This window comes from Pseudomonas sp. SYWMCR5, from assembly GCF_057197165.1.
The window spans coordinates 281,653-305,339 of sequence record NZ_JBXUNH010000006.1 but is presented as its reverse complement, the minus strand read 5'-3'; the positions used below and the strand labels follow the sequence as shown (position 1 = coordinate 305,339).

Genomic DNA, 23,687 nt, shown 5'->3' with positions numbered 1-23,687 from the left:
GCCAGACTCAAACCCTGCACAACCCCCGGATCGCCGCATGACCGACAGTTTCGTCACCCAGTGCCCGCATTGCCAGACGCGTTTTCGCGTCACGTATCACCAGTTGAGCGTGGCCCGTGGGGTGGTGCGCTGCGGCCAGTGCCTGCAGGTATTCAACGCCGCCCGGCAGTTACTCGAGCAAAGCCAGGAAGGTACGACGCCGCCGGTCGCCACCGCACCGGCGCCAGCAGCCCCGTTGCCGGCTGCGCCAGCAGCGCCTGCGATCGAGCCCCCAGCGCCGAGCCAGGACGACTGGGCTGCCACGCTGGACGCCATGGACCTGGACCAGGAGCTTGCGCGCCTGGAGCGACGCGGCCCTCGCCCCGAGCGTCAAAGCGCCGAGCGCGACGAATCCTTGCAGGCCCGACGTGACGATCAACACCCCGAGCAGCACGGTGACGAGCCCTTCGGCACCGCAACCGATGACCGCCTCGAACCCGACCCGCAGCCCACACCTGCACCGGTCCAGGGCGAGCAAGAGCCGCTCGACCTGGAGCCGATAGCCCAGGACCGCACCGAACCCACCCTCGGACAGGCGCTCGAACTCGACGACGAAGACGCCCCTGCCCGCCTGCCCGCCGAACACGACGAACCGGCCAACGAGCGGCTGTCGCCCCTCGACGAGCCTCTTCCGGAAAAAGGCCTCTCGGCCCTGGACGATGATGTCGCGAATCTGCGCCTGTCGGCACGCGACGACCACGACGACGACACCGAAGGCGACGAACGGCTGGAGCCGGTGCTGGCCGCCAAACCCTCGCGTGCGCGCAAGGAACCACTGGTCGATGTCGTCGACGACCCGCTGCAACTGGACTGGCAAAAGCCCGCACCGAACTGGGGCAAGCGCCTGCTCTGGGGCTTCCTGGCGCTGCTCGCCGCTGGCCTGCTGGCCTTCCAGTATGTCTACTACCACTTCGATGAAATGGCCCGGCACGACCGTTACCGGCCGCTGTTCCAGCAACTGTGCCCGATCGTCGGCTGCCAGGTCCCCACCCGGGTCGACATCGCACGCATCAAGAGCAGCAACCTGGTGGTGCGCAGCCATCCAGACTTCAAGGGCGCGCTGATCGTCGACGCGATCATCTACAACCGCGCCTCTTTCAGCCAGCCCTTCCCCCTGCTGGAGCTGCGTTTCGCCGACCTCAATGGCCAGTTGATCGCCAGTCGTCGGTTCAAGCCCAGCGAGTACCTGTCGGGCGAGCTGGCCGGGCGCGGCGAGATGCCCAGCCAGACGCCGATCCACATCGCCCTGGACATCCTCGATCCAGGCCCGAAGGCGGTGAACTACAGCCTGAGCTTCCGATCCCCGGAGTGACCGGCGGGTCGGCGGGAGCGCCAACCAGCGCAAAAGTCATAAGCCCACAACTGCTCAGATTTTATCCAGCTCCATCTTTATCCGGTCACCGAGAGCGGGTATCATGCCATCCCTTTTTCGAACTCCAATGATCCGGCCCCACAACAGGGAACACCTATGTCGGCGGTACGCATCGGCCCATACACACTGCAGAACAACCTGATCCTCGCGCCCATGGCCGGGGTCACGGACCAGCCTTTTCGCACGCTCTGCAAACGCCTGGGGGCGGGCATGGTGGTGTCGGAAATGGTCACCAGCGACATGAACCTGTGGAACAGCCGCAAATCGCGCCTGCGCCGCATCCACGAAGGCGATCCCGAGCCGCGCTCGGTACAGATCGCCGGTGGCGATGCACAGATGCTGGCCGCGGCAGCGCGGGCCAACGTCGAGTCCGGTGCCCAGATCATTGATATCAACATGGGTTGCCCGGCGAAAAAAGTCTGCAACAAAGCGGCAGGCTCTGCTTTATTGAGAGATGAAGCGCTGGTCGCTGAAATCCTCGATGCGGTGGTCGGTGCGGTCGATGTGCCGGTCACCCTGAAGATTCGCACCGGATGGGACCGCTCGAACAAGAATGGCCTGAACGTGGCGAAGATCGCCGAACAGGCCGGAATCCAGGCGCTGGCGGTGCATGGCCGCACACGCGCCGACCTGTACACCGGTGAAGCCGAGTACGACACCATCGCCGCGATCAAGCAGGCGGTGTCGATCCCGGTTTTCGCCAACGGCGACATCACGTCGCCAGAAAAGGCCCGGGCGGTGCTGGATGCCACCGGGGCCGACGGCCTGCTGATCGGCCGTGCCGCCCAAGGGCGGCCGTGGATCTTCCGCGAGATCGAGCATTACCTGCGGACAGGCGAACATCTTCCGGCTCCCGGGCTGGACGAAGTTGAACGCATTCTGCTGGAGCACCTTGCCGCGCTGCATGCCTTCTATGGGGATGTCATGGGCGTACGTATCGCCCGCAAGCACGTGGGCTGGTACCTGGCAACACGCACGGGCGGCAGGGAGTTTCGCGCCCGGTTCAATGCCTTGGAAGAGACCCAAGCGCAGTGCGCCAACGTTCGGGCATTTTTTGCCGAACGTCGACAGAGCCTTGAGACAGAGGACGGACAAGGGGTGGCCGCATGACGATGATGACCGAGACATTAGTGAGTGGAACAACGCCCGTGAGCGACAACGCCAACCTCAAGCAGCACCTGAATACGCCGAGCGAAGAGGGCCAGACCCTGCGCGACAGCGTCGAGAAGGCACTGCACAACTACTTCGCCCACCTGGAAGGCGCCACCGTCACGGACGTGTACAACCTGGTGCTCTCGGAAGTCGAGGCACCGCTGCTCGAGAGCGTGATGAACCACGTCAAGGGCAACCAGACCAAGGCCAGCGAGATGCTCGGGCTCAACCGCGGCACCCTGCGCAAGAAGCTCAAACAGTACGACCTGTTGTAAGCCAGAATCCCAATCAGAAAAGGCGGCTCCGTTGAAAGAGGCGCCTTTTTTGCTGACTCCACCGCGTTATGGAATCCGAAATGACCGACCAGACTACCCGCCTGCCGATCCGCCGCGCCCTGATCAGCGTCTCCGACAAGACCGGTATCCTCGAGTTCGCCCGTGAGCTGCAACAGCTCGGTGTCGAGATCCTGTCCACCGGCGGCACCTACAAGCTGCTCAAGGACAACGGCGTGAACGCGGTGGAAGTGGCCGACTACACCGGCTTCGCCGAAATGATGGACGGCCGGGTCAAGACCCTGCATCCGAAGATCCACGGCGGCATCCTCGGCCGTCGCGGCACCGACGACGCCATCATGAACGAGCACGGCATCAAGCCGATCGACCTGGTCGCGGTCAACCTGTATCCGTTCGAAGCCACCATCAGCAAGCCAGGTTGCGACCTGCCGACCGCCATCGAGAACATCGATATCGGCGGCCCGACCATGGTTCGCTCCGCGGCGAAGAACCACAAGGACGTCGCCATCGTGGTCAACGCCAGCGACTACGCCGGCATCGTCGAAGGCCTCAAGGCCGGCGGCCTGACCTACGCCCAGCGCTTCGACCTGATGCTCAAGGCCTTCGAGCACACCGCCGCCTACGACGGCATGATCGCCAACTACATGGGCAGCATCGACCAGTCCAAGGACACCCTGTCGACCGAAGGCCGCAGCGAGTTCCCGCGCACCTTCAACAGCCAGTTCGTCAAGGCCCAGGAAATGCGCTACGGCGAGAACCCGCACCAGAGCGCGGCATTCTATGTCGAGCAGAAAAAAGGCGAAGCCAGCATTTCCACCGCCGTACAGCTGCAGGGCAAGGAGCTGTCGTTCAACAACGTGGCCGACACCGACGCCGCACTGGAGTGCGTGAAGAGCTTCGTCAAGCCGGCCTGCGTCATCGTCAAGCACGCCAACCCATGCGGCGTGGCCGTGGTTCCGGAAAACGAAGGTGGCATTCGCAAGGCCTATGACCTGGCCTACGCCACCGACACCGAGTCGGCGTTCGGCGGCATCATCGCCTTCAACCGCGAACTCGACGGCGAAACCGCCAAGGCCATCGTCGACCGCCAATTCGTCGAAGTGATCATCGCACCGAAGATCTCCCAGGCCGCCCGTGACGTGGTCGCCGCCAAGCAGAACGTACGCCTGCTCGAGTGTGGCGAATGGCCTGCCGAGCGCGCTGCCGGTTGGGACTTCAAGCGCGTCAACGGTGGCCTGCTGGTACAAAGCCGCGATATCGGCATGATCGCCGCCGAAGACCTGAAAGTCGTCACCAAACGCGCGCCGACCGAGCAAGAGATCCACGACCTGGTGTTCGCCTGGAAAGTCGCCAAGTTCGTCAAGTCCAACGCCATCGTCTACGCCAAGAACCGCCAGACCATCGGTGTCGGCGCCGGCCAGATGAGCCGCGTCAACTCCGCTCGCATCGCTGCAATCAAGGCTGAGCATGCTGGCCTGCAGGTGCAGGGTGCGGTCATGGCTTCGGACGCGTTCTTCCCGTTCCGTGATGGCATCGACAATGCGGCTAAAGTGGGCATCAGCGCCGTGATCCAGCCAGGTGGCTCGATGCGTGATGCAGAAGTCATCGCCGCCGCTGACGAAGCCGGTATCGCGATGGTGTTCACCGGTATGCGCCACTTCCGCCACTAATCCACGCGGATCTCGAGACTGGCAGCGTCCCTGTAGGAGCGGGCTTGCCCGCGAATGCGGCGGTGATTGCACCATCGTATTTGCGGGCAAGCCCGCTACCACAGGGCTCGGCATCAGTCTCGGGATCACCTGAATCGAGGTTTTGACATGAAAGTTTTGATCATCGGCAGCGGCGGTCGCGAACACGCCCTGGCCTGGAAAGTCGCCCAGGACCCCCGCGTCGAAAAAGTCTTCGTGGCCCCGGGCAACGCCGGTACTGCCATCGAAGCCAAATGCGAGAACGTCGCCATCGACGTCTGCGCCCTGGAGCAACTGGCCGATTTCGCCGAGAAGAACGTCGACCTGACCATCGTCGGCCCTGAAGCGCCGCTGGTCATCGGTGTGGTCGACCTGTTCCGCAGCCGTGGCCTGGACTGCTTCGGTCCGACCAAGGGCGCGGCCCAGCTCGAAGGTTCCAAGGCCTTCACCAAGGATTTCCTGGCTCGCCACAAGATCCCGACCGCCGACTACCAGAACTTCACCGAGATCGAGCCGGCGCTGGCCTACCTGCGCGAGAAAGGCGCACCGATCGTGATCAAGGCCGACGGCCTGGCCGCAGGCAAGGGCGTGATCGTTGCCATGACCCTGCAGGAAGCCGAAGACGCCGTGCGCGACATGCTCGCCGGCAACGCCTTCGGTGAGGCCGGTTCGCGCGTGGTGATCGAAGAGTTCCTCGACGGCGAGGAAGCCAGCTTCATCGTCATGGTCGATGGCCACAACGTGCTGCCGATGGCCACCAGCCAGGACCACAAACGTGTCGGCGATAAAGATACCGGCCCGAACACCGGTGGCATGGGCGCCTACTCGCCAGCCCCGGTGGTCACCGCCGAGGTGCACCAGCGCGTGATGGACCAGGTGATCTGGCCGACCGTGCGCGGCATGGCCGAGGAAGGCAACGTCTACACCGGCTTCCTCTATGCGGGCCTGATGATCGACAAGGCAGGCAATCCGAAGGTCATCGAGTTCAACTGCCGCTTCGGCGACCCCGAGACACAACCGGTCATGCTGCGCCTGGAGTCGAGCCTGGTGCTGTTGGTCGAGGCCGCATTCGCCAAGGCCCTGGACAAGGTCGAAGCGCAGTGGGACCCGCGCCCGAGCCTGGGCGTGGTGCTGGCCGCTGGCGGTTACCCGGGCGACTACGCCAAGGGCGACCTGATCAACGGCCTGGACGCTGCGGCCAAGATCGAAGGCAAGGTGTTCCACGCCGGTACTGCGCTCAAGGATGGCCAGGTGACCACCAACGGCGGGCGTGTCCTGTGTGCCACCGCCATGGGCAGCACCGTTGCCGATGCACAGCAGCAGGCCTACCGCCTGGCCAAGGAAGTCAGCTGGAACGGTAGCTTCTACCGCACCGACATCGGCTACCGGGCCATCGCCCGCGAGCGCGGTGAGCACCAGCAGTAAACTGCGGCCCGCAGGTCGCAGCGCCATGGCGCGCGGCCTGCGGCTCGTCGACAGGGCCCCATCGGGGCCTTGCCTTTGGCGCGGCACGCCGCGCATAGTTGTTATCCGGCTTATCAGCCAAGAAAGGATCTCGTCGTGCGTCGGCTTCGGATTGCCACTGCCCTGATCGTCAGCTTGCTGACCCTGCTCTGCCTGCTTCCGGCTGCAGCCGAACAAGGCGGCGGGTGGTCTGTGCTGCTCGATGAACAGGCAAGCCTGCAGCTCTCCGACGTACGCTCCGACCGCTACCGCAACCAGTTCAGCCCATTGCAACTGGACGCGCTGGATGCCGCCCTGCCCGACCAGGCCCTGTGGCTGCACTACCGCCTCGAGCCCGCCGACCAGGAACGCCTGCTGCGCATCTTCGCCCCCGACCTGTCGCGCCTGGACCTCTACGCCCTCGACGGCGGCACGCTACTGCGCCAGTTGCACCATGGCCGACAACTGGGCAATGCCAGCCCTACCCTGCGCGGCAGCGATCACGTTCTGCCACTGCCCAACGCCACGCAACCGCTGGATATTTACGTGCGTCTGGTCTCCGAACACCAGTTACGCCCGGCAATCTCTCTGGAATCGGCGGCCAGCGCGGCCATCGACCAACGCCAGCCGCTGCTGTTCGGCCTGCTGTTCGGCGGCCTGGTGATGCTGATCCTGCACAACCTGATCCGCTTCTTCTACACGCGCTCCAGCACCACCCTGGTACTGGCGCTGTACCACGCGCTGATGCTGCTCAGCGCCTTGATCCTGCTCAACCTCTGCGGCCCGTGGTGGCACCTGTGGCACAGCGCGCAAACGCCTGCCGCCTACCTCACGCTGGTCCTGGCGGGGCTCTGCGGGCTGTATTTCACCCAGCGCTTCTTCTCGCCCTGCGCCTCGTTGCGGCTCACCCGCATCCTGCAGGCAGAAATGCTGATCGCCGCCCTCAGCGGCCTGCTCCTGCTGTTCATCGACAGCCTGCCGCTGAACCTGACCACCTACACCCTGCTGGCCCTCGGCAGCCTGAGCATGCTCCTGGCCAGTACGTACTACTGGTACAAGGGCTACAACCCCGCACGCCTGTTCACCCTGGCCATGCTGGTGTTCAACCTCGGCGGCCTGGTCCTGCTGCCTGCGCTGCTCGGTCTGACACGCACCCCCACCCCCTGGCTGCTGGTCATCCTGATGGGACTGACCGTGGTCAGCGGCCTGTTGCTGAACCTTGCGGTCAGCGAGCGCCTGCGCAAGATCAACGAGGAGCGCGTGCGTGCCAGCCGTGCCCTCGCCGCCAGCGACGCCGAGATCAACGCCAAGGCCGAGTTCCTGGCCAAGATCAGCCACGAGATCCGCACGCCGATGAACGGCGTGCTGGGCATGACCGAGCTGCTGCTGGGCACGCCGTTGTCGGTCAAGCAACGCGACTACGTGCAAACCATCCACAGTGCCGGCAACGAGCTGCTCACACTGATCAACGAAATCCTCGACATCTCCAAGCTCGAGTCGCGGCAGATCGAGTTGGATGATGTGCAGTTCGACCTCAACGCACTGATCGAAGACTGTCTGAACATCTTCCGGGCCAAGGCCGAACAGCAGAACATCGAGCTGATCAGCTTCACCCAGCCACAGGTGCCACGCGTGATCAGCGGCGATCCGACGCGGTTGCGCCAGGCGCTGTCGAGCCTGCTGGACAATGCCCTGAAGAACACCGACCAGGGCGAAATCCTGCTGGTGGTGGCCCTCGACCAGCGCGGTGACGCCCCGCGCCTGCGTATCGCCGTGCAGGACAGCGGCGAGCCGATGGCCAGCGCCGAGCGCGAGGCTTTGCTGCAGGCCGAGCTGCACAGCCACCACTTCCTCTCCAGCAACAAGCTCGGCGGCCATCTGGGCCTGGTGATCGCCAAGCAGTTGATCGGCCTGATGCACGGCGAATTCGGTATAAAGACCAGCACCAGCCTGGGCAATACGCTGTGGCTGACACTGCCGCTCGATCCGCTTCGCCTGGAACAACCGCCCGCCGATCTCGACGGCCCGCTGCGCGATGCCCGGGTGCTGGTGGTGGACGATAACGACACCTGCCGCAAGGTGCTGGTACAACAGTGCAGCGCCTGGGGCATGAACGTCAGTGCGGTGCCCTCCGGCAAGGAAGCCCTGGCGCTGCTGCGCACCAAGGCGCACCTGCGCGACTACTTCGATGCCGTGCTGCTCGATCAGAACATGCCCGGAATGACCGGCATGCAACTGGCTGCCAAGATCAAGGAAGACCCGAGCCTGAACCACGACATCCTGGTGATCATGCTGACCGGCATCAGCAACGCGCCCAGCAAGATCATCGCCCGCAATGCCGGGGTCAAACGCATCCTGGCCAAGCCGGTGGCCGGCTACACGCTCAAGACCACCCTGGCCGAGGAACTGAGCCAGCGTGGCCGCGAGCCGGCGATCATTGCTGCCCTCGGTGGCGCGCCGGCGCCGCTGGACCTGCCCGCCGACTTCCGTATCCTGGTCGCCGAAGACAACAGCATCTCGACCAAGGTGATCCGCGGCATGCTCGGCAAGCTCAACCTCGAGCCCGACACGGCCAGCAACGGCGAAGAGGCCTTCGAGGCCATGAAAGCGCAGCGCTACGACCTGGTGCTCATGGACTGCGAAATGCCGATTCTCGATGGTTTCTCCGCGACCCAGCGCCTGCGTGACTGGGAAGCGGCCAATCAGCGCCAGCGCACCCCGGTGGTGGCACTGACCGCGCATATCCTCAGCGAGCACAAGGAACGTGCACGCCTGGCCGGCATGGACGGGCACATGGCCAAGCCGGTGGAACTGTCGCAGTTGCGCGAACTGATCCAGTTCTGGGCGAACCAGCGCGAAGCGGCCACCGGCCCCCTCCACACGCCCTGATCACCCAGCCCCCCTCAAATGTCGTATTCGTGTATCCGCTTCAGGGATACCTCCACGACCCGCTGGTGCACCTTGGACAGGTAGCTGTTCTCGAAAGCCAGGATGTTGAACCGTACAAGCTCGGCGCGCACGTTCTTCATGCTGCGCTTGCGGGTGATGAAGCCCGCGCGCCAGGCATCCTGAGTATCGACCTCGTGATACAGCACCATATCGACCCGGTTCTGCCCGGCCGGAGCGCAAGGGAGTAACTGGAAGTGCCCTCGCTCGCGTGCGTTCTTCTCCAAGCTGGCGAGCGTCTCTGGGCTGTTGCGCAGGCGCTGCAACGACATTTCCACATTGCTGGCGAATCGCTCCCCCGCGGTCTTGGTGATCAGCGCAAGGACTTTGTCGACCTGTTCGGCGCGCCCCGCATCCGGCCAGTGGACCTGCTCGGCAGACACCGCATCCCAGCCCATGAACTTCAACTGGTTGCGGTAGTAGGCGAACCAATCCTGCACCAACCCTTCGTCGAAGGCCGTCTGTGTGGCCCGCTCGGCCAACGCCAGGGCCAGTTTCACCTTGTCTTTCTGCGCCAGCGACAAGCCCGGCAGGAACGAGACGACGCCCGCCCCGATCACAGCAGCATTGGCTTCATTCATGTGTCATCACTCCCAGCGTCAGTCGACGAGGCTTCTCGCGTTCCTTGTCGAGTATCAAGTTGTGCAGGTCCGAGCGCTGCGAAGCAAAGTGCTGCTTGCTCAGGTTCAGCGACAGCGCCCGTACCGCCAGCTCGCCCTGCAGCTGCGTACGCTGTGCAGCGGCGGCCAGCGTCTCCCGGGTGATCGGGTGCTCGCAGCGCAGCGACACGCTGCACAGGTCGAGAATCGGCCCGGCACCGAGCAGCCCGAACTCGATGTGCAGCTCGCCCGTATCGGCCTCGTTGCGCACGGCGAAACGCAGCAGATGGTCCAGGCCCTCAGGCACGCCCGTCAGTGCCTTCGACAACGTGGCCAGTACCCCATCGACATCGATCTTGCGCTGCTTCAACCAGTTCAAGAGCGGCGTCTCCTCGTTGCGGGCAGCCCCTGGTCCAAGGGCGATCCAATCATGCGCGCTGACGAACCTGATCCAGTTCAGTGACTCGAAACCCTGGCGATAGGCAAGCGCCCAAGCGTCGGGATCGTCGAAGCAGGAGCCAGCGTGCTTGTTGGCCAGCAACTGACAGTAGTGCAGTGAATCCAGGGCATCCTCGCGCTGCTGCACCTCGATGCCTGGCGGCACGAGCAACACGGTCTGGCCAATCAGGATCAGCGTGTGATCTGCATAGGTCATGGCAGGTTTTCCGGTCTGTAGAAACTAAAAAGCGCGGTGCTCGCAAGCCCGCGCCCTTGATCAGATGTCGTACTGCAGAATGTTCTCGACACTGCGCACGCCGAGCTTCTCCTCCACCGTGGCCCGCACTTTCTCGTAGACGAAGTTGTTCAGCGTCAGCACCGCTTGGCCGGCGTAGTACTCCGACTTCTCGAGCTGGAACTGCACCCCCAGTACATCTTCATCCAGGTTCGGCTCCGTCGAACGCACACAGCTCATCACCATGACCACATCGCCTTGCTCGGTTTCCAGGCAAGCCGCCATCCCGACCACGCCCCTGGCCTTGCTCTTTTTCTTGTGATGGATGATGCGGGTGTCTTTTTCGACGTCGGTCAGCTTGTCGAACGCCCGCTTGGCCAGTGCGCCCAGCTTCGTGCCGCCCAGCAGTGCAGTGCCGGCTGCACCGATGATACGCACGCCCACCGCGCCCAGCGTGACGCTCAACTGCGAGGAGGTTTCCAGTTCGAAGCTGCGGTGGGGGGTGGTGAAGCCCAGGTCACGCATCGCATCGAGGAACTTGTCGTACCAGGCCTTGCCGTTTTCCTCGATATCCAGCGCCTTGTCCGCGGCAAGGGTGGCGAAGTGGAACGCGTTCTTCACGTCGCGGCGGCTCTGTGCCGTCATGCCTGCACCACAGGCCAGCAAGTTGCCCTCGACCAGCAGGCCAGCGTCGGTGGTGGTGACTTGTTTATCATCGCTCATCTGAAACTCCTTTGGGTTGCCCCTGAACACCAGGGGCGACCACGTTAGCCAGCGCCAGCTCGGCCTGGCGGACTGAAGGAGTTCCAATAAGGTCAGCGGTGCGGGGGATACCAGCGCGGGGTGTAGACCCACTGCGCGCCATCGGCATGCTTGAACACGGTGGTCGTACTGGAGCCGACCAGCACCATGGTGCGCATATCGACCATCTCAGGTAGCAACTCGCAGAGCGAGACGACGTTCAGGCTCTGCCCCGGCCTGCCGATGTCGCGCCCCAGGACGACAGGGGTCTGCCCATCCCGATGACGGCGCACGATCTCCAGGGCCTGCCCCAGTTGCCAAGGCCGGGCGCGGGAGATCGGGTTGTAGAACGCCAGCACCAGGTCGGCCTGCGCCGCCAGGTCCAGGCGCTTCTCGATGATCGACCAGGGCTTGAGGTTGTCCGACAGCGACATCACGCAGAAATCGTGCCCCAACGGTGCACCGGCCTGGGCCGCGGTGGCCAGGGAGGCGGAAACGCCGGGCAGGATCTGCAGGTCGACGCGATGCCAGGCCGGATCGCTCGATTCATGCAGCGCCTCGAGCACCGCAGCCGCCATGGCGAACACGCCAGGATCGCCCGAAGAGACCACCACCACCGAGCGCCCCTGCGCCGCAAGCTCGAAGGCGTGACGCGCACGCTGCATCTCCTCGCGGTTGTCGGTGCAGTGCAGCACCTGATCGGCGCGGAACGGGCCGGCCATGCGCACATAGGTTTCGTAGCCCAGTACATCGTTGGCACGGGCCAGTTCGGCCTTGACTGCCGGCACCATGAACTCCGCGGCCCCCGGGCCCAGGCCGATCACAGCCAGGCGACCGCGCGCACGTCCGACCTGCAACGGGTCGATCGGCGCCGGCGCTACAGCGATGACCACCTCACCCTGTTCGATCAGTTGCGCGCCCGCAAGCGCCTGTCCAGCCATCTCGACCAGGCTGCCGCCCTGCGCCGCGAATCGCAGGGGCACACCCAGGCTTCGGGCGGCGTCGTGCACGGCGGGCTCGGCCAGCGCATCGTCACCAGCCAGCAAGCACGCCAGCGATGCGTCGGCGATGTTCGCCGCAGCCAAAGCGTCACGCACACGGGCAGGCAGATCGGCCTGCCCGGCCTGCACAGCCACCAGCACCGAGCGCGCATGGATCAGCAACTCGTCGCGGCTGGCCGGGCGCGCCTGGCAGCCGACATGAATACTGCGTCGGGCCGCGGCGTCTTCGGGCAACTGCGCCTGGGCCAGCCAGGGCGCCGTACCTTCGATGCGCACGCGCTCGCCGGCCAGCAGGTCAGAGACGAAGCGCTTGCCCTGCTCCAGGTCTGCCAAGGCGTAGCCTGCCGGCGGATTGAGCAGGCAGGTGCCGAAACGCAGCTCGCCGCTGGTGGTGATGGCCGCCGCCACACCCAGCACTTCGCCAATCTCCCGGGCCATGACATTGACCCCGCTCAGGCCGCCCAGCAGCGGCACCACGGCGCTGCCGTCCTCCGCCACCGCCAGCACCGGCGGCTCGGCGCCCTTCTCGTCGAGCAGGGGCGCCAAAGTACGAATGACGATCCCGGCCGCGCACAGGGCGATGATCGGCACACCTTCGCGGTACAGCCCACGCAGCGTGTCGCCGAAGGATTCGTAGCCGTGCTCGACGCCCTCGACCCGGCCGCTCAGGCCGTGAATCCGCGCCTGTGGATAACGCTGCTGGATACGCTGGGCGGTGGCCAGGCTGCCAGGGCCGAGAATGACGATGGCCGGTGCCTTGTCGCTGTTCATCCCTGCCATTTTTCACCCGGTACGACGATCAGCGAGAAATACGGCGAAGACTGCGGATCGACCGCGTCCAGCGCGACGATCTTCTGGTTGGCCATGGTTGCACGCTCCACGTACAGCGCGCGCTGGTCCAGGCCCAGCTCGGCGAGCACCTCGCGTACCTTGGGGAAGTTGCGCCCAAGCTTCATGATCACGGCGGCGTCGGCGTCGGCCAGGCGGCGCTTGAGCTCTTCGTGGGGCAGTACACCGGAGAGCACGGTCAGCGTCTGGTTGCGGTAGACCAGCGGCGCACCGAGCACGGAAGCCCCGCCGAGCATCGAGCACACGCCCGGGATCACCTCGGCCTCGTAGCGCTGGGCCAGGCGATCGTGCAGGTACATGTAGGAGCCGTAGAAGAACGGATCGCCTTCGCAGATCACCGCCACATCACGACCGGCATCCAGGTGTTCGGCCACCTGCACGCTGGCTTCGTCGTAGAAGTCGCTGATCACCTGCTCGTACGACAGTGGTGCCGGCAGCACCTCGGTGGTGACCGGATACACCAGTGGCAGCAGGGTCTGCTGCGCCTGCAGATGCGCCTCGATGATACCGAAGGCATTGCCGCGCTTGCCCTTGGCCACGAAATACGCCACCACCGGCGCTTCGCGCAGCAGGCGCAGGGCCTTGACCGTGATCAGTTCCGGATCGCCGGGGCCGACCCCCAGGCCGAGCAGACGTCCACGAGGCTGCATCACTCCACCTCCGTGGCGAGGGCATTGACAGCCGCGGCGGCCATGGCGCTACCGCCCAGGCGCCCCTGCATGATGACGAACGGCACACCACGGCTGTCGGCGGCCAACATCGCCTTGGACTCGGCAGCGCCGACGAAGCCTACCGGGAAGCCGAGGATCAACGCAGGCTTGGGCGCACCCGCGTCGAGCATTTCCAGCAAGTAGAACAGCGCGGTCGGGGCATTGCCGATCACCACCACGCTGCCCTCCAGATGCGGGCGCCACAGCTCCAGGGCCACCGCCGAGCGGGTGTTGCCGGCGTCCTTGGCCAAGCCCGGCACGCTGGGGTCACGCAGGGTGCAGATGACCGGGTTGTCGGCCGGCAGGCGCGCGCGGGTGATGCCTTCGGCAACCATGTGCGCGTCGCAGAGGATCGGTGCGCCCTTTGCCAGGGCCTGGCGCCCCGCCGTTCCGGCGCCTTCGGAAAACTGCAGGCCGTCGATCGCCTCGACCATGCCGCAGGCGTGGATCACTCGCACGGCGAGCTTTTCCAGATCGGCCGGAATCCGCTCCAGGCGAGCCTCCTCGCGAATGATGCGGAAGGAATTGCGATAGATCTCCTGACCATCGCGGATGTAGTCAATCATCAAGGTGCTCCGTCGGCAGGTCGAGCATGGCGCCTGCTTCTTCTGGGGTAAGGTCGGATGCGCGCAGTCGGCCGAAACCCGGCAGGCGCGCATCGCGAAGATAAAGGTCATAACGGCCCGGGGCACGGGCCAGCAGGGTGGCCGGGGCGACATGGGCCACGGCACAGGAACGCGGGCAAGCCGTCAGGTGCACACTGGCCGGGGCGCCATGGTGCAGCAGCCCAGCGATCAACTGCGCATCGGCCTTGGTGTCGGACTGGCCCTTGGCGCAACCGCTGGAACCGGTGCAAGCGCTGATGCGTGCAAGTGGCTGCAAGACGTCGTTGATCATGCCCAGCGCCTTCGTTTCGGCCTGGGCCTGCCCGAGCAGCGATGGGTCGAAGTTCGGCAGCACCAGGCTCTGCCAGGGCGTGAGGCGCAGGCTGCCATCACCGGCCTCGCGCGCAAGCCTGGCCAGGCCGCGCAGCATGGCGGGCGTCAAGCGCCCCAGCGGCGGTGCCACGCCCAACGCACTGCCCTCACGCTGGGCCAACACACCGAGCCAGCGCGGCTTGGCGGGCGCTCGCCGCCATTGGCGCACAGCGCTGTCACGACGAATCGGCAGCCCCAGCCCTTCGACGAAATCCTGCACCGGGCAGGTCTGCAGCAACTGGCGCATCCGTGTCTGCTCGGGCGTGGCAAGGTCGAGGAAGCGCTCCAGCACTGCCCGCACCAATGCCACTCCCTGGTCCAGCGGTACGGCGCCAAGGGTTGCGCCATCGCCCGGGCAGCCCGCCAGCCCGAAGGCCAGCCACACCTGCCGGTCGAGCAGCAGCGCCGACAACCACAGGTCATGGGGGTGCGCGAGCATCGCCAGGGACTCGCCAGCGTCGAGCTGCACGGCGAACTTGGCCGACAACTCATGCAGGCGCGGGGTGGTTTCCAGCAGGTGCAGGATCTGCCCGGCCAGCGGCCGAATGTCGATCAACATCGCCGGATCGACACCGGCCAGCGGGCTGAGCATCAGGTTGCGGACATCGTCACCGGCCGCCTCGCGCGGACCCAGGCCGGCATCGAGCAGGTGCCCGACCAGCGCCAGGTGGTCGTCGCCGATACCGCGGATCTGCAAATTGGCGCGGTTGGTCGCCTCGATCACTCCACCGGCGAAGCGCTCGGCAGCGTCGGCCACCGCCTCGGCCTGCTCGGCCAGCAGCAGGCCGCCGGGCAGTTTGATCCGGCAAATGCCGCCATCTCGCGCCGCGACGATGCGCCACAACCCCGGGCATGCCGAGGGGCGGGGCGAAACGGCGGGTGTGTGGGGTGGCTTCAAGGGGGTATCCGGCAATCGTGAAGACGCGCTTCAGTGTAGAAGGCGCGGTATTATGCCTGCTTTGTCCGACGGCATGAAAAGCCGATGGTCGAGCAATGCTTCAGGACCGTGTCGTCCTTTTCGCCGCTGCGACTTGCCCGCGAAAAAGGCGACACGACTCCCAACACGACGGAAATGATCAGATGACCCCCTGGCTGACAGTAGTAGGCATCGGCGAAGACGGCTTCAGCGGCCTGGGCAAGCAGGCCCGGCGCGCGCTGCTGTCTGCTGCACGTATCTTCGGCAGCCCGCGCCAGCTCGCCTTGCTGCCGCGCTGCGTGGTCGGCGAGCGCCTGACGTGGTCCAGCCCGTTCTCCCTCGCCCCTGTGCTGGCTCTGTCCGGCGAGCCCGTGTGCGTGCTGGCCAGCGGCGACCCGATGTTCTACGGCGTTGGCGCAAGCCTTGCGCGCCAGGTCCCGGCCGAACAGATGCAGGTGCTGTCGATGCCCTCCTCCTGCGCCCTGGCCGCCGCGCGCCTGGGCTGGCCGTTGCAGGAGGTGCAGGTGGTGTCAGTGGTCGCGCGGCCGCTGGCGGCGCTCAATGCCCAGCTCTACAGCGGTGTGCGCCTGCTGGTGCTGAGCAATGACGGCGACAGTCCTGCAGCCATTGCGCAATTGTTGCGTGAACGCGGCTTCGGCCCAAGCCGGATGCAGGTGTTCGAACACTTGGGCGGCCCCGATGAGAAGCACCTGAATGGCAGCGCAGAAGACTGGCCCCACGCCCAGGCCGCAGCACTGAACCTGGTCGCCATCGAATGCCTGGCCGCGCCGGACAGCCCGCGCCTGTCGCCGATCAGCGGCCTGCCCGACAGCGCCTTTCGCCACGACGGCCAGTTGACCAAACGCGACGTGCGCGCCATCACCCTGGCACGCCTGGCGCCTCAACCCGGCGAACTGCTGTGGGATGTCGGCGCCGGATGCGGCTCGATCGGTATCGAATGGATGCGCGCCCACCCCAGCTGCCGCGCACTGGCCATCGAGGCCGACGAAGGTCGCCAGGCATTCATCGAATTCAACCGCGACCAGCTCGGCGTTCCTGGCCTGCAGTTGATTCGCGGCAAGGCACCGCAAGCCCTGGCCGGTCTCGAACGCCCCGACGCCATTTTCATCGGCGGCGGCGTCACCGGCGAAGGCGTACTGCCCTTGTGCTGGGAGCGCCTGCGCCCTGGAGGGCGGCTGGTGGCCAATGCCGTGACCTTGCAGAGCGAACTGGCCCTGGCGCATTTCCGTGAGCGACACGGCGGCGAACTGACCCGCATCCATGTGGCCCAGGCCCAGGCCCTAGGCAGTTTCGACACCTGGCGCCAAGCCCTGCCGATCACGCTGCTCGAGGTGGTGAAGCCCTTCGATGCGTGAAGAAACCCGCGAACAGCCCGCGCCACTTCGCAGTGGCCTGACCACCGGCAGTTGTGCCACCGCCACCAGCCTGGCGGCAGCGCAGTTGCTGCTCACCGGCCAGTCCAACGACGCCGTGCAGATCACCCTGCCCAAGGGCAAGCAGGTGCAGATGCGCCTTGAATTCTGCCGCCGAGACGGCGAGCGCGCCGAGGCCGGCACCTTGAAAGACGCAGGCGACGATCCCGACGTGACCCACGGTGCGCTGCTCTACAGCCAGGTACGCCTGACCGACGAGCCGGGCGTGCGCTTCGTCGCCGGGCAAGGCGTGGGCACGGTGACGCGCCCCGGCCTGGTACTGGCAGTCGGGGAACCGGCGATCAACCCCGTGCCGCGGCGGATGATCAGCGAGCACCTGCAGCGACTGGCAGGCGACTGCGCCTACGCGGGCGGATTCGAGGTCACGGTAAATGTGCAGGGTGGCGCGGAGCTTGCGCTCAAGACCATGAACCCGCGGCTGGGCATTCTCGGCGGGCTGTCGATCCTCGGCACCAGCGGTATCGTCCGGCCATTTTCCTGCTCGGCCTACATCGCCTCGATCCACCAGGGCATCGACGTTGCCCATACCAACGGCTACACCCACATCGCCGCCTGCACTGGCAACGCCAGCGAAGACACCATGCGCCGGGTCTACGGGCTGCCGGAGATCGCCCTGATCGAGATGGGCGACTTCGTCGGCGCGGTGCTCAAGCACCTGCGCAAAGTGCCGGTACCGCGCCTGACCCTGTGTGGCGGTTTCGGCAAGATCAGCAAGCTGGCCGCCGGCCACATGGACCTGCACAGCCGTCATTCGAGCATCGACCTGCCGCAACTGGCAGGCTGGGCCGCGGATATCGGCGCGGACCCCGCTCTGCAGGAGGCGATCATCGGTGCCAACACCAGCCAACAGGCACTGGCGCTCGCCCATGCCGCCGGTATCGCCCTGGGCGATAGCGTCTGCGCCCACGCCCTGGCATTCGCCCGCAGCGTGGTGCCTGCACAGGTGCAGGTCGAGGTATTCGCCATCGACCGTCAGGGCGGTGTCGTCGGCAAGGCAGGTGTGCAATGACCGGCCGTATCCTGCTGCTGGGCGGCGTCACCGAGGCGCTGGCCATCGCCCGGTTGCTGGGGCCTGAGCATGTCTACAGCCTCGCCGGTATCGGCCGCATCCCGCAGGATCTGGCCTGTCAGGTGCGGGTGGGCGGTTACGGCGGGGCCGACGGCCTGGCCGACTACCTGCAACGCGAGCGGATCGCGCTGCTGATCGACGCCACCCACCCCTATGCCGCACAGATCAGCGCCAATGCCGCGCAGGCGGCGAAGGCGGCGGGCATTCCCTGCTGGGCCTTGCGTCGCCCCGCCTGGCAACCGCAGCCGGGTGACGACTGGCGCGAGGTCGAGGGCTGGGATGCGTTGATCGACGCACTGACGCCTTTCAAGCGCCCGCTGTTCACCCTGGGGCGCGAGCCGCTGCAACATCTCGAAGACATTCCGCCCCACCAGTTCTGGACCTTGCGCGCCCTGGAAGCCTGCCCGGGCAATGATCGCTGCGAGGTGATCGGTGCCCGTGGCCCGTTCCACCTCGAGGATGAGCGGGCGCTGTTCGAACGGCGCCAGATCGATGTGCTGGTGAGCAAGAACAGTGGCAGCGCCGCGACCGAGCCGAAGCTTGAAGTGGCGCGCGAGCGCGGGGTGCCGGTGCTGGTGTTGAAGCGGCCTGAGCTGCCGGAGGTGGATCGGCTGTTCGGATCGGTGGCGCAGTTGCGCGAAGCCTTGTCGATGTGAGCAGCAGGCTCGGCTCGCGCGGGAGCTGCGCAGCAGCCCCAGCCATTTCCGACACATTCATCATCCAGCTCGGAATAGTCTTCCAGTCCCCCCTGCCTTAGACTTCAGCCTCCCTCACCGCAAGGCCCTGCCCATATGGAAATGCAATGGTGGATCTGGCTCGTCTTCGGCATCGCCCTGGTCCTGCTCGAACTGGTCCTGCCAACCTTCTTCATCCTCTGGTTCGGCATCGGCGCCATCCTGGTGTCGCTGATTGCCCTGGCCGCCCCTGCACTGCAACTGGACATGCAGGTGCTGCTGTGGGTGGCATTCTCCTCCCTCACCACCCTGCTGTGGTTCAAGCTGTTCCGGCGCAAGAAGCCGGACGTACGCTGGACTGCAGACAGCGTGATCGGTGAAGTCGGCCTGCTGACCGCCAGCGTGTCGCAGTTCCAGAAAGGCCGGGTGCGCTTCCAGAAGCCCATCCTCGGCAACGAAGAATGGACCTGCGTCGCCGACAGCGACATCCCCGCCGGCGAGCGCGTTCGCCTGGCAGCCATCGAAGGCAACACCGCGCGGGTTACCCGCCCCTGAACCTGTCTTGAAAGGAAGCTTGCAATGACCAGCCTCATCGTCGTCGCCGCCATCGCCCTGTTCGTCCTGATCACCCTGTTCAAGGGGGTGCGCATCGTGCCCCAGGGCGAGGAATGGATCGTCGAACGCCTGGGCCGTTACCACACCACGCTCAAACCCGGCTTGAACATCGTCATCCCCTACATGGACGTGATCGCCTACCGCCTGCCGACCAAGGACATCATCCTCGACGTGCAGCAGCAGGAAATCATCACCCGCGACAACGCGGTGATCGTCGCCAACGCCCTGTGCTTTGCCAAGGTGGTCGACCCGCAGAAGGCCTCGTACGGCGTGCAGGACTTCTCCTTCGCGGTCACCAGCCTGACCATGACTTCGCTGCGCGCCATCGTCGGCGCCATGGACCTCGACGAAGCGTTGTCGAGCCGCGAGCAGATCAAGGCGCGCCTGCGCGAGGCGATGTCCGAACAGACCGAAGACTGGGGCGTGACCGTGCGTTCGGTGGAGATCCAGGACATCAAACCGTCGGAGAACATGCAGGTGGCCATGGAGCGCCAGGCTGCGGCCGAGCGTGAGCGTAAAGCCGACGTAACCCGTGCCGAAGGCGCCAAGCAGGCGGCGATTCTCGAAGCCGAGGCGCGCCTGCAGTCAGCCAAGCTTGATGCCGAGGCACAGATCAACCTGGCCGAAGCCTCGGCCCGGGCGATTTCGCTGGTGCGTGAAGCGGTGGGCAATGAGACCACCCCGGCCATGTACCTGCTGGGTGAGCGCTACATCGGCGCGATGGAAAACCTCGCCGGGAGCGACAATTCGAAAGTCGTAGTGTTGCCAGCGGACCTGCAGGAGACAGTGCGCGGCCTGCTGGGGCGCGGCAAGGCCTGATACCGGCGGTGACTGCTTCGCGGGCAAGTCGGGGGGCCGACAGCTGCGGCACTTCACCGCACCCCCGCATTTTTACCTATACTCCGCCGTACAATAGCCACCTGATTCCTGACCGGATCTCTCCATGACCCCACGTCGGCACATCGCCTGGATAGCCTGCCTTGCAGTGCTGTTCAACCTGCTGGCCATGCCGCTGTCTTCCGCCGTGCCCAAGGGCCCGGCCGAGCAGCTGCTGTGGGGTGCCTTCTGCTCGACTGGCGCGGGCAAGGCCAAGCTCGATGTCCAGGCCCTGGCCAAGATCGACCTGGGCCAACAGGACGACCACTCCAACATGCAGCACTGCTGGTGCTGCTCGGGTGCCTCGCCTGTGCTCGCCCTGGCCAGCCACGCAGCGCAACTGCACAACCCGCCGCAACTGCGCTTCGGCCAGGCGCCGCCACTCGCCACGCACCAGTCCACGCCGCGCCAGCTCTGGCCGGCGCTCAATCCGCGAGCCTCTCCACTGGCCTGAGTTCAAGACGCTCTTCCTGAACCCGTACAGACCGGAGACCCACCATGCTCAAGCAAGCCCTCATCCTGGCCACCCTGCTGCTGCCCAGCGCCTTCGCCAGCGCCCACGAATACAGTGTCGGCGATCTGCATATCGCCCATCCCTGGTCGCTGGAGCTGCCACCCAACGCGCCCAATGTCGCGGCCTATTTCATCGTTCACAACAACGGTAAGGTCGACGACCGCCTGTTGAGCGTCGACAGCCCCGTCAGCGATGACGCCCAGTTGCACGAACACATCAAGACCGCTGCCGGTGCCATGAAGATGCAGCAGGTGCAGAGTGTGGTTGTGCCCGCAGGCAAGGACCTGACCTTCGCCCCCAGCGCCTACCACGTGATGCTGATGCAGCCCAAGGACCGCAGCCTGCTCACTGACGGCAAGCGCTTCCCGCTCACCCTGCACTTCGAGAAAGCCGGTGACATCACCGTCGAGGTCGCCGTGCAGAAGCAGCCGCCCGCCGATCAGGCAGGACACGAACACGCGCACTGACCGCTGACAGGCGCTCGTCATGAGCTTGCCGCGCAACAGCACAGCCCGCAGCACCCGCCCTGATCGCAGGCGCGTCGGTGGCGGCTGGCTGAGCCTGTTCGCCATGTGGATGATCTTCATCGGCCCACTGGTTTCCCAGTCGATGCCGATGGATCACCACGCCGGCATGAACATGAGCATGGCCATGGACATGCCCATGGCCTCGGGGCATTCGCATGCCGGGCAAGACCACCACGGCCACGGCAACGATGGCCAGCTACACGCGGACTGGGAGAAATGCGGCTATTGCAGCCTGCTGTTCAACTGCCCCGCCCTGCCCCAGACCCTCAGCCCACTCAGTCTCGCCAGCGCCATCCCGTCCACCCTCACCACCTACCCGACCCGCCAGGGCCATGCCCTGCAAGCGGTGTTTCCCGGTGCCCGCAGCCGCGCCCCACCTGCGTCGATCAACGTCTGACCACCCCGTTTAACGCCTGAAGCCAGGAGGCTTCGCGCTTACTCATGACTGATCGACTGGAATCATTATGTCCGGCTGCACCCCTGTTTCTGCCCTGTCCCGCCATGGGACCCTCGCCATGCTCTGCGGCTCGCTGCTGAGCCCGCTGGCACTCGCCGTCGAGCCTGGCCACGAAGGCCATGACACCCCGGAACTGAGCCCGACGGTGATCACCGCCATCGCGCCCAGCTCGCCGCTGACCGTGGTCACCAACCCCAAGGATCCCCGCCAGCCGGTGCCGGCCAGCGACGGCGCCGACTACCTCAAGACCATCCCCGGCTTTTCCGCCATCCGCTCCGGCGGCACCAACGGCGACCCAGTGCTGCGCGGCATGTTCGGTTCGCGCCTGAACATCCTCACCAACGGCGGCGTGATGCTCGGCGCCTGCCCCAACCGCATGGACGCCCCGACCTCGTACATCTCGCCGGAAACCTACGACCGCCTGACCGTGATCAAAGGCCCGCAAAGCGTGATCTGGGGCCCTGGCGGTTCGGCTGGCACCATCCTCTTCGAGCGCGAGCCGGAGAAATTCGGCACCCTCGGCAGCCGGGTCAACGCCAGCCTGCTCGCCGGCTCCAACGGCCGCTTCGACAAGGTGCTCGACGCCGCCGCCGGCAACAGCCAGGCCTACGCGCGCTTCGTCGGCAACCAATCGCGCTCGGATGACTACAAGGATGGCAACGGCGATACCGTGCCGTCGCGCTGGGACAAATGGAACGGCGACGTGACCCTCGGCTGGACCCCGGATACCGACACCCTGCTCGAACTCACCGCCGGTAAGGGCGATGGCGAGGCGCGCTACGCCGGGCGCGGCATGGACGGCTCGCAGTTCAAGCGCGAAAGCCTGGGCCTGCGCTTTGAAAAGTCCAACCTCGGCGAGGTGCTCGACAAGGTCGAGGCGCAGGTCTACTACAACTACGCCGACCACGTGATGGACAACTACAGCCTGCGCACGCCCTCGGGCAGCGGCATGATGGGCATGCCCATGGTCAGCAATGTCGATCGCCGTACCCTCGGCGCACGCATCAAGGCGACCTGGCGCTGGGCCGACGTGCAGTTGATCAGCGGCATCGACGCGCAGACCAACGAACACCGCAAACGCGGCGGCATGGGCGTCGATGCGCACAAGGGCCAGCCCTGGACCAAGGACGCCGACTTCCATAACTACGGCGTGTTCAGCGAGCTGACCTGGTACGCCACCGGCGAGGATCGCCTGATCAGCGGTGCGCGCCTGGACCGCGCCTCGGCCCGCGACTTCCGCCAGGCCAGTGCCACCAACGGCGACACCCGCGCCGATACCCTGCCCAGCGGCTTCATCCGCTACGAGCATGACCTGGCGTCGATCCCGGCCACCAGCTATATCGGCCTGGGCCACGCCCAGCGCTTCCCAGACTACTGGGAGCTGTTCTCGCCAACCAACGGCCCGCGTGGCTCGGTCAATGCCTTCGACAGCATCAAGCCAGAGAAGACCACCCAGCTCGACTTCGGCATCCAGTACCAGGACGAACGCCTGCAGGCCTGGGCCTCCGGCTACGTCGGGCAGATCCGCGACTACATCCTGTTCGACTACCGCAGCATGATGGGCATGAGCAGCACCCAGGCGCAGAACATCGACGCCCGCATCATGGGTGGCGAGCTGGGCGCGGCCTACAAGCTGGACGAGAACTGGAAGGCCGACGCCACGCTGGCCTACGCCTGGGGCAAGAACAGCAGCGACGGCAAGGCCCTGCCGCAGATGCCCCCGCTGGAAAGCCGCCTGGGCCTGAGCTACAGCCGCGATACCTGGAGCGTCGGTGCGCTGTGGCGGCTGGTCGCGGCGCAGAACCGCATCGCCGAGAACCAGGGCAACGTGGTGGGCAAGGACTACGAGAAGAGCGGCGGTTTCGGCGTGTTCTCGCTCAACGGTGCCTACAAGGTCAACCACAACCTCAAGCTCAGCGCGGGCGTCGACAACCTGTTCGACAAGGCCTACGCCGAGCACTTGAACCTGGCCGGGAACGCCGGGTTCGGCTATCCGGCGGCAGACCCGCAGCCGGTCAACGAGCCGGGCAGGACCTTCTGGACCAAGGTCGATTTCAGCTTCTGACAATAACAATCGGGGCGCGGGCCTGACCGCGCCCCAC

22 protein-coding genes are annotated in these 23,687 nt (G+C 65.7%); 15 read left to right on the top strand and 7 right to left on the bottom strand.

Going from position 1 to position 23,687, the window contains the following annotated elements:
* Positions 1-37: 37 nt before the first annotated feature.
* From AC2CGW_RS17835 to AC2CGW_RS17810, 6 genes are all read left to right on the top strand, one after another.
* Positions 38-1,351: a DUF3426 domain-containing protein gene (locus AC2CGW_RS17835; protein WP_484574377.1), complete on the top strand. Its 1,314-nt coding sequence runs from the start codon at positions 38-40 to the stop codon at positions 1,349-1,351.
* A gap of 156 nt (positions 1,352-1,507) precedes the next feature.
* Positions 1,508-2,521 (top strand): tRNA dihydrouridine synthase DusB, encoded by a 1,014-nt coding sequence (dusB, locus tag AC2CGW_RS17830; protein WP_186666009.1) that lies wholly within the window; start codon positions 1,508-1,510, stop codon positions 2,519-2,521.
* Positions 2,518-2,838, top strand: coding sequence for a DNA-binding transcriptional regulator Fis (gene fis, locus AC2CGW_RS17825; RefSeq protein ID WP_029614158.1), 321 nt, complete (start codon positions 2,518-2,520; stop codon positions 2,836-2,838). Before dusB ends, fis begins: the two co-directional genes overlap by 4 nt.
* Positions 2,839-2,918: 80 nt before the next feature.
* Positions 2,919-4,526, top strand: a complete 1,608-nt coding sequence (gene purH / locus AC2CGW_RS17820) for a bifunctional phosphoribosylaminoimidazolecarboxamide formyltransferase/IMP cyclohydrolase (protein WP_186666008.1) — start codon at positions 2,919-2,921, stop codon at positions 4,524-4,526.
* A 147-nt stretch (positions 4,527-4,673) separates the two neighbouring features.
* Positions 4,674-5,969, top strand: a complete 1,296-nt coding sequence (purD, locus tag AC2CGW_RS17815) for a phosphoribosylamine--glycine ligase (RefSeq protein WP_186666006.1) — start codon at positions 4,674-4,676, stop codon at positions 5,967-5,969.
* A 135-nt stretch (positions 5,970-6,104) separates the two neighbouring features.
* Entirely contained in the window at positions 6,105-8,876 is a 2,772-nt protein-coding gene (locus AC2CGW_RS17810; RefSeq protein ID WP_186666004.1) for a hybrid sensor histidine kinase/response regulator, read from the top strand.
* Between the two features lie 14 nt (positions 8,877-8,890).
* On the opposite strand, the gene AC2CGW_RS17805 is transcribed toward AC2CGW_RS17810, so the two are convergent.
* The 7 genes from AC2CGW_RS17805 to cobG form a co-directional block, all read right to left on the bottom strand.
* Positions 8,891-9,514, bottom strand: a complete 624-nt coding sequence (locus AC2CGW_RS17805) for a hypothetical protein (RefSeq protein ID WP_484574376.1) — start codon at positions 9,512-9,514, stop codon at positions 8,891-8,893.
* Positions 9,507-10,187 carry a hypothetical protein gene (locus AC2CGW_RS17800; protein ID WP_484574375.1) on the bottom strand — a complete coding sequence of 227 codons (681 nt, stop codon included), beginning with the start codon at positions 10,185-10,187 and terminating at the stop codon, positions 9,507-9,509. Before AC2CGW_RS17800 ends, AC2CGW_RS17805 begins: the two co-directional genes overlap by 8 nt.
* Positions 10,188-10,247: 60 nt before the next feature.
* Positions 10,248-10,928, bottom strand: a complete 681-nt coding sequence (locus AC2CGW_RS17795; RefSeq protein ID WP_186666000.1) for a hypothetical protein — start codon at positions 10,926-10,928, stop codon at positions 10,248-10,250.
* 92 nt (positions 10,929-11,020) lie between these two features.
* Positions 11,021-12,727 carry a precorrin-3B C(17)-methyltransferase gene (cobJ, locus tag AC2CGW_RS17790; protein WP_186665999.1) on the bottom strand — a complete coding sequence of 569 codons (1,707 nt, stop codon included), beginning with the start codon at positions 12,725-12,727 and terminating at the stop codon, positions 11,021-11,023.
* Complete coding sequence (locus AC2CGW_RS17785; protein WP_186710806.1) at positions 12,715-13,446, bottom strand: precorrin-2 C(20)-methyltransferase; 732 nt, start codon at positions 13,444-13,446, stop codon at positions 12,715-12,717. Before AC2CGW_RS17785 ends, cobJ begins: the two co-directional genes overlap by 13 nt.
* On the bottom strand, positions 13,446-14,072 hold the full coding sequence (locus tag AC2CGW_RS17780; RefSeq protein WP_054894218.1) for a precorrin-8X methylmutase: 627 nt from the start codon (positions 14,070-14,072) through the stop codon (positions 13,446-13,448). The genes AC2CGW_RS17785 and AC2CGW_RS17780 overlap by 1 nt, the downstream gene beginning before the upstream one ends.
* The gene (gene cobG / locus AC2CGW_RS17775; RefSeq protein WP_484574374.1) at positions 14,065-15,396 is read right to left on the bottom strand and encodes a precorrin-3B synthase; all 1,332 of its coding nucleotides are present in this window, start codon (positions 15,394-15,396) and stop codon (positions 14,065-14,067) included. Before cobG ends, AC2CGW_RS17780 begins: the two co-directional genes overlap by 8 nt.
* Positions 15,397-15,563: 167 nt before the next feature.
* Here cobG and cbiE point away from each other — a divergent pair, with 167 nt between their 5' ends.
* From cbiE to AC2CGW_RS17730, 9 genes are all read left to right on the top strand, one after another.
* The gene (gene cbiE, locus AC2CGW_RS17770) at positions 15,564-16,775 is read left to right on the top strand and encodes a precorrin-6y C5,15-methyltransferase (decarboxylating) subunit CbiE (protein ID WP_484574373.1); all 1,212 of its coding nucleotides are present in this window, start codon (positions 15,564-15,566) and stop codon (positions 16,773-16,775) included.
* The gene (locus tag AC2CGW_RS17765) at positions 16,768-17,862 is read left to right on the top strand and encodes a cobalt-precorrin-5B (C(1))-methyltransferase (RefSeq protein ID WP_484574372.1); all 1,095 of its coding nucleotides are present in this window, start codon (positions 16,768-16,770) and stop codon (positions 17,860-17,862) included. Before cbiE ends, AC2CGW_RS17765 begins: the two co-directional genes overlap by 8 nt.
* Positions 17,859-18,578, top strand: coding sequence for a cobalt-precorrin-6A reductase (locus AC2CGW_RS17760; RefSeq protein WP_484574371.1), 720 nt, complete (start codon positions 17,859-17,861; stop codon positions 18,576-18,578). Before AC2CGW_RS17765 ends, AC2CGW_RS17760 begins: the two co-directional genes overlap by 4 nt.
* 135 nt (positions 18,579-18,713) lie before the next feature.
* On the top strand, positions 18,714-19,151 hold the full coding sequence (locus AC2CGW_RS17755; RefSeq protein WP_054894581.1) for an NfeD family protein: 438 nt from the start codon (positions 18,714-18,716) through the stop codon (positions 19,149-19,151).
* Positions 19,152-19,175: 24 nt separating this feature from the next.
* On the top strand, positions 19,176-20,030 hold the full coding sequence (locus AC2CGW_RS17750) for an SPFH domain-containing protein (RefSeq protein ID WP_186665990.1): 855 nt from the start codon (positions 19,176-19,178) through the stop codon (positions 20,028-20,030).
* Positions 20,031-20,154: 124 nt separating this feature from the next.
* Positions 20,155-20,541 carry a DUF2946 domain-containing protein gene (locus AC2CGW_RS17745; RefSeq protein ID WP_484574370.1) on the top strand — a complete coding sequence of 129 codons (387 nt, stop codon included), beginning with the start codon at positions 20,155-20,157 and terminating at the stop codon, positions 20,539-20,541.
* A gap of 44 nt (positions 20,542-20,585) precedes the next feature.
* A complete protein-coding gene (locus AC2CGW_RS17740; RefSeq protein ID WP_186665986.1) occupies positions 20,586-21,068 on the top strand; it encodes a copper chaperone PCu(A)C in 483 nt (160 codons plus the stop codon).
* 19 nt (positions 21,069-21,087) lie between these two features.
* Positions 21,088-21,525 carry a DUF2946 domain-containing protein gene (locus tag AC2CGW_RS17735; RefSeq protein ID WP_186665984.1) on the top strand — a complete coding sequence of 146 codons (438 nt, stop codon included), beginning with the start codon at positions 21,088-21,090 and terminating at the stop codon, positions 21,523-21,525.
* A gap of 67 nt (positions 21,526-21,592) precedes the next feature.
* The gene (locus AC2CGW_RS17730) at positions 21,593-23,650 is read left to right on the top strand and encodes a TonB-dependent copper receptor (RefSeq protein ID WP_186710785.1); all 2,058 of its coding nucleotides are present in this window, start codon (positions 21,593-21,595) and stop codon (positions 23,648-23,650) included.
* Positions 23,651-23,687 lie beyond the last annotated feature (37 nt).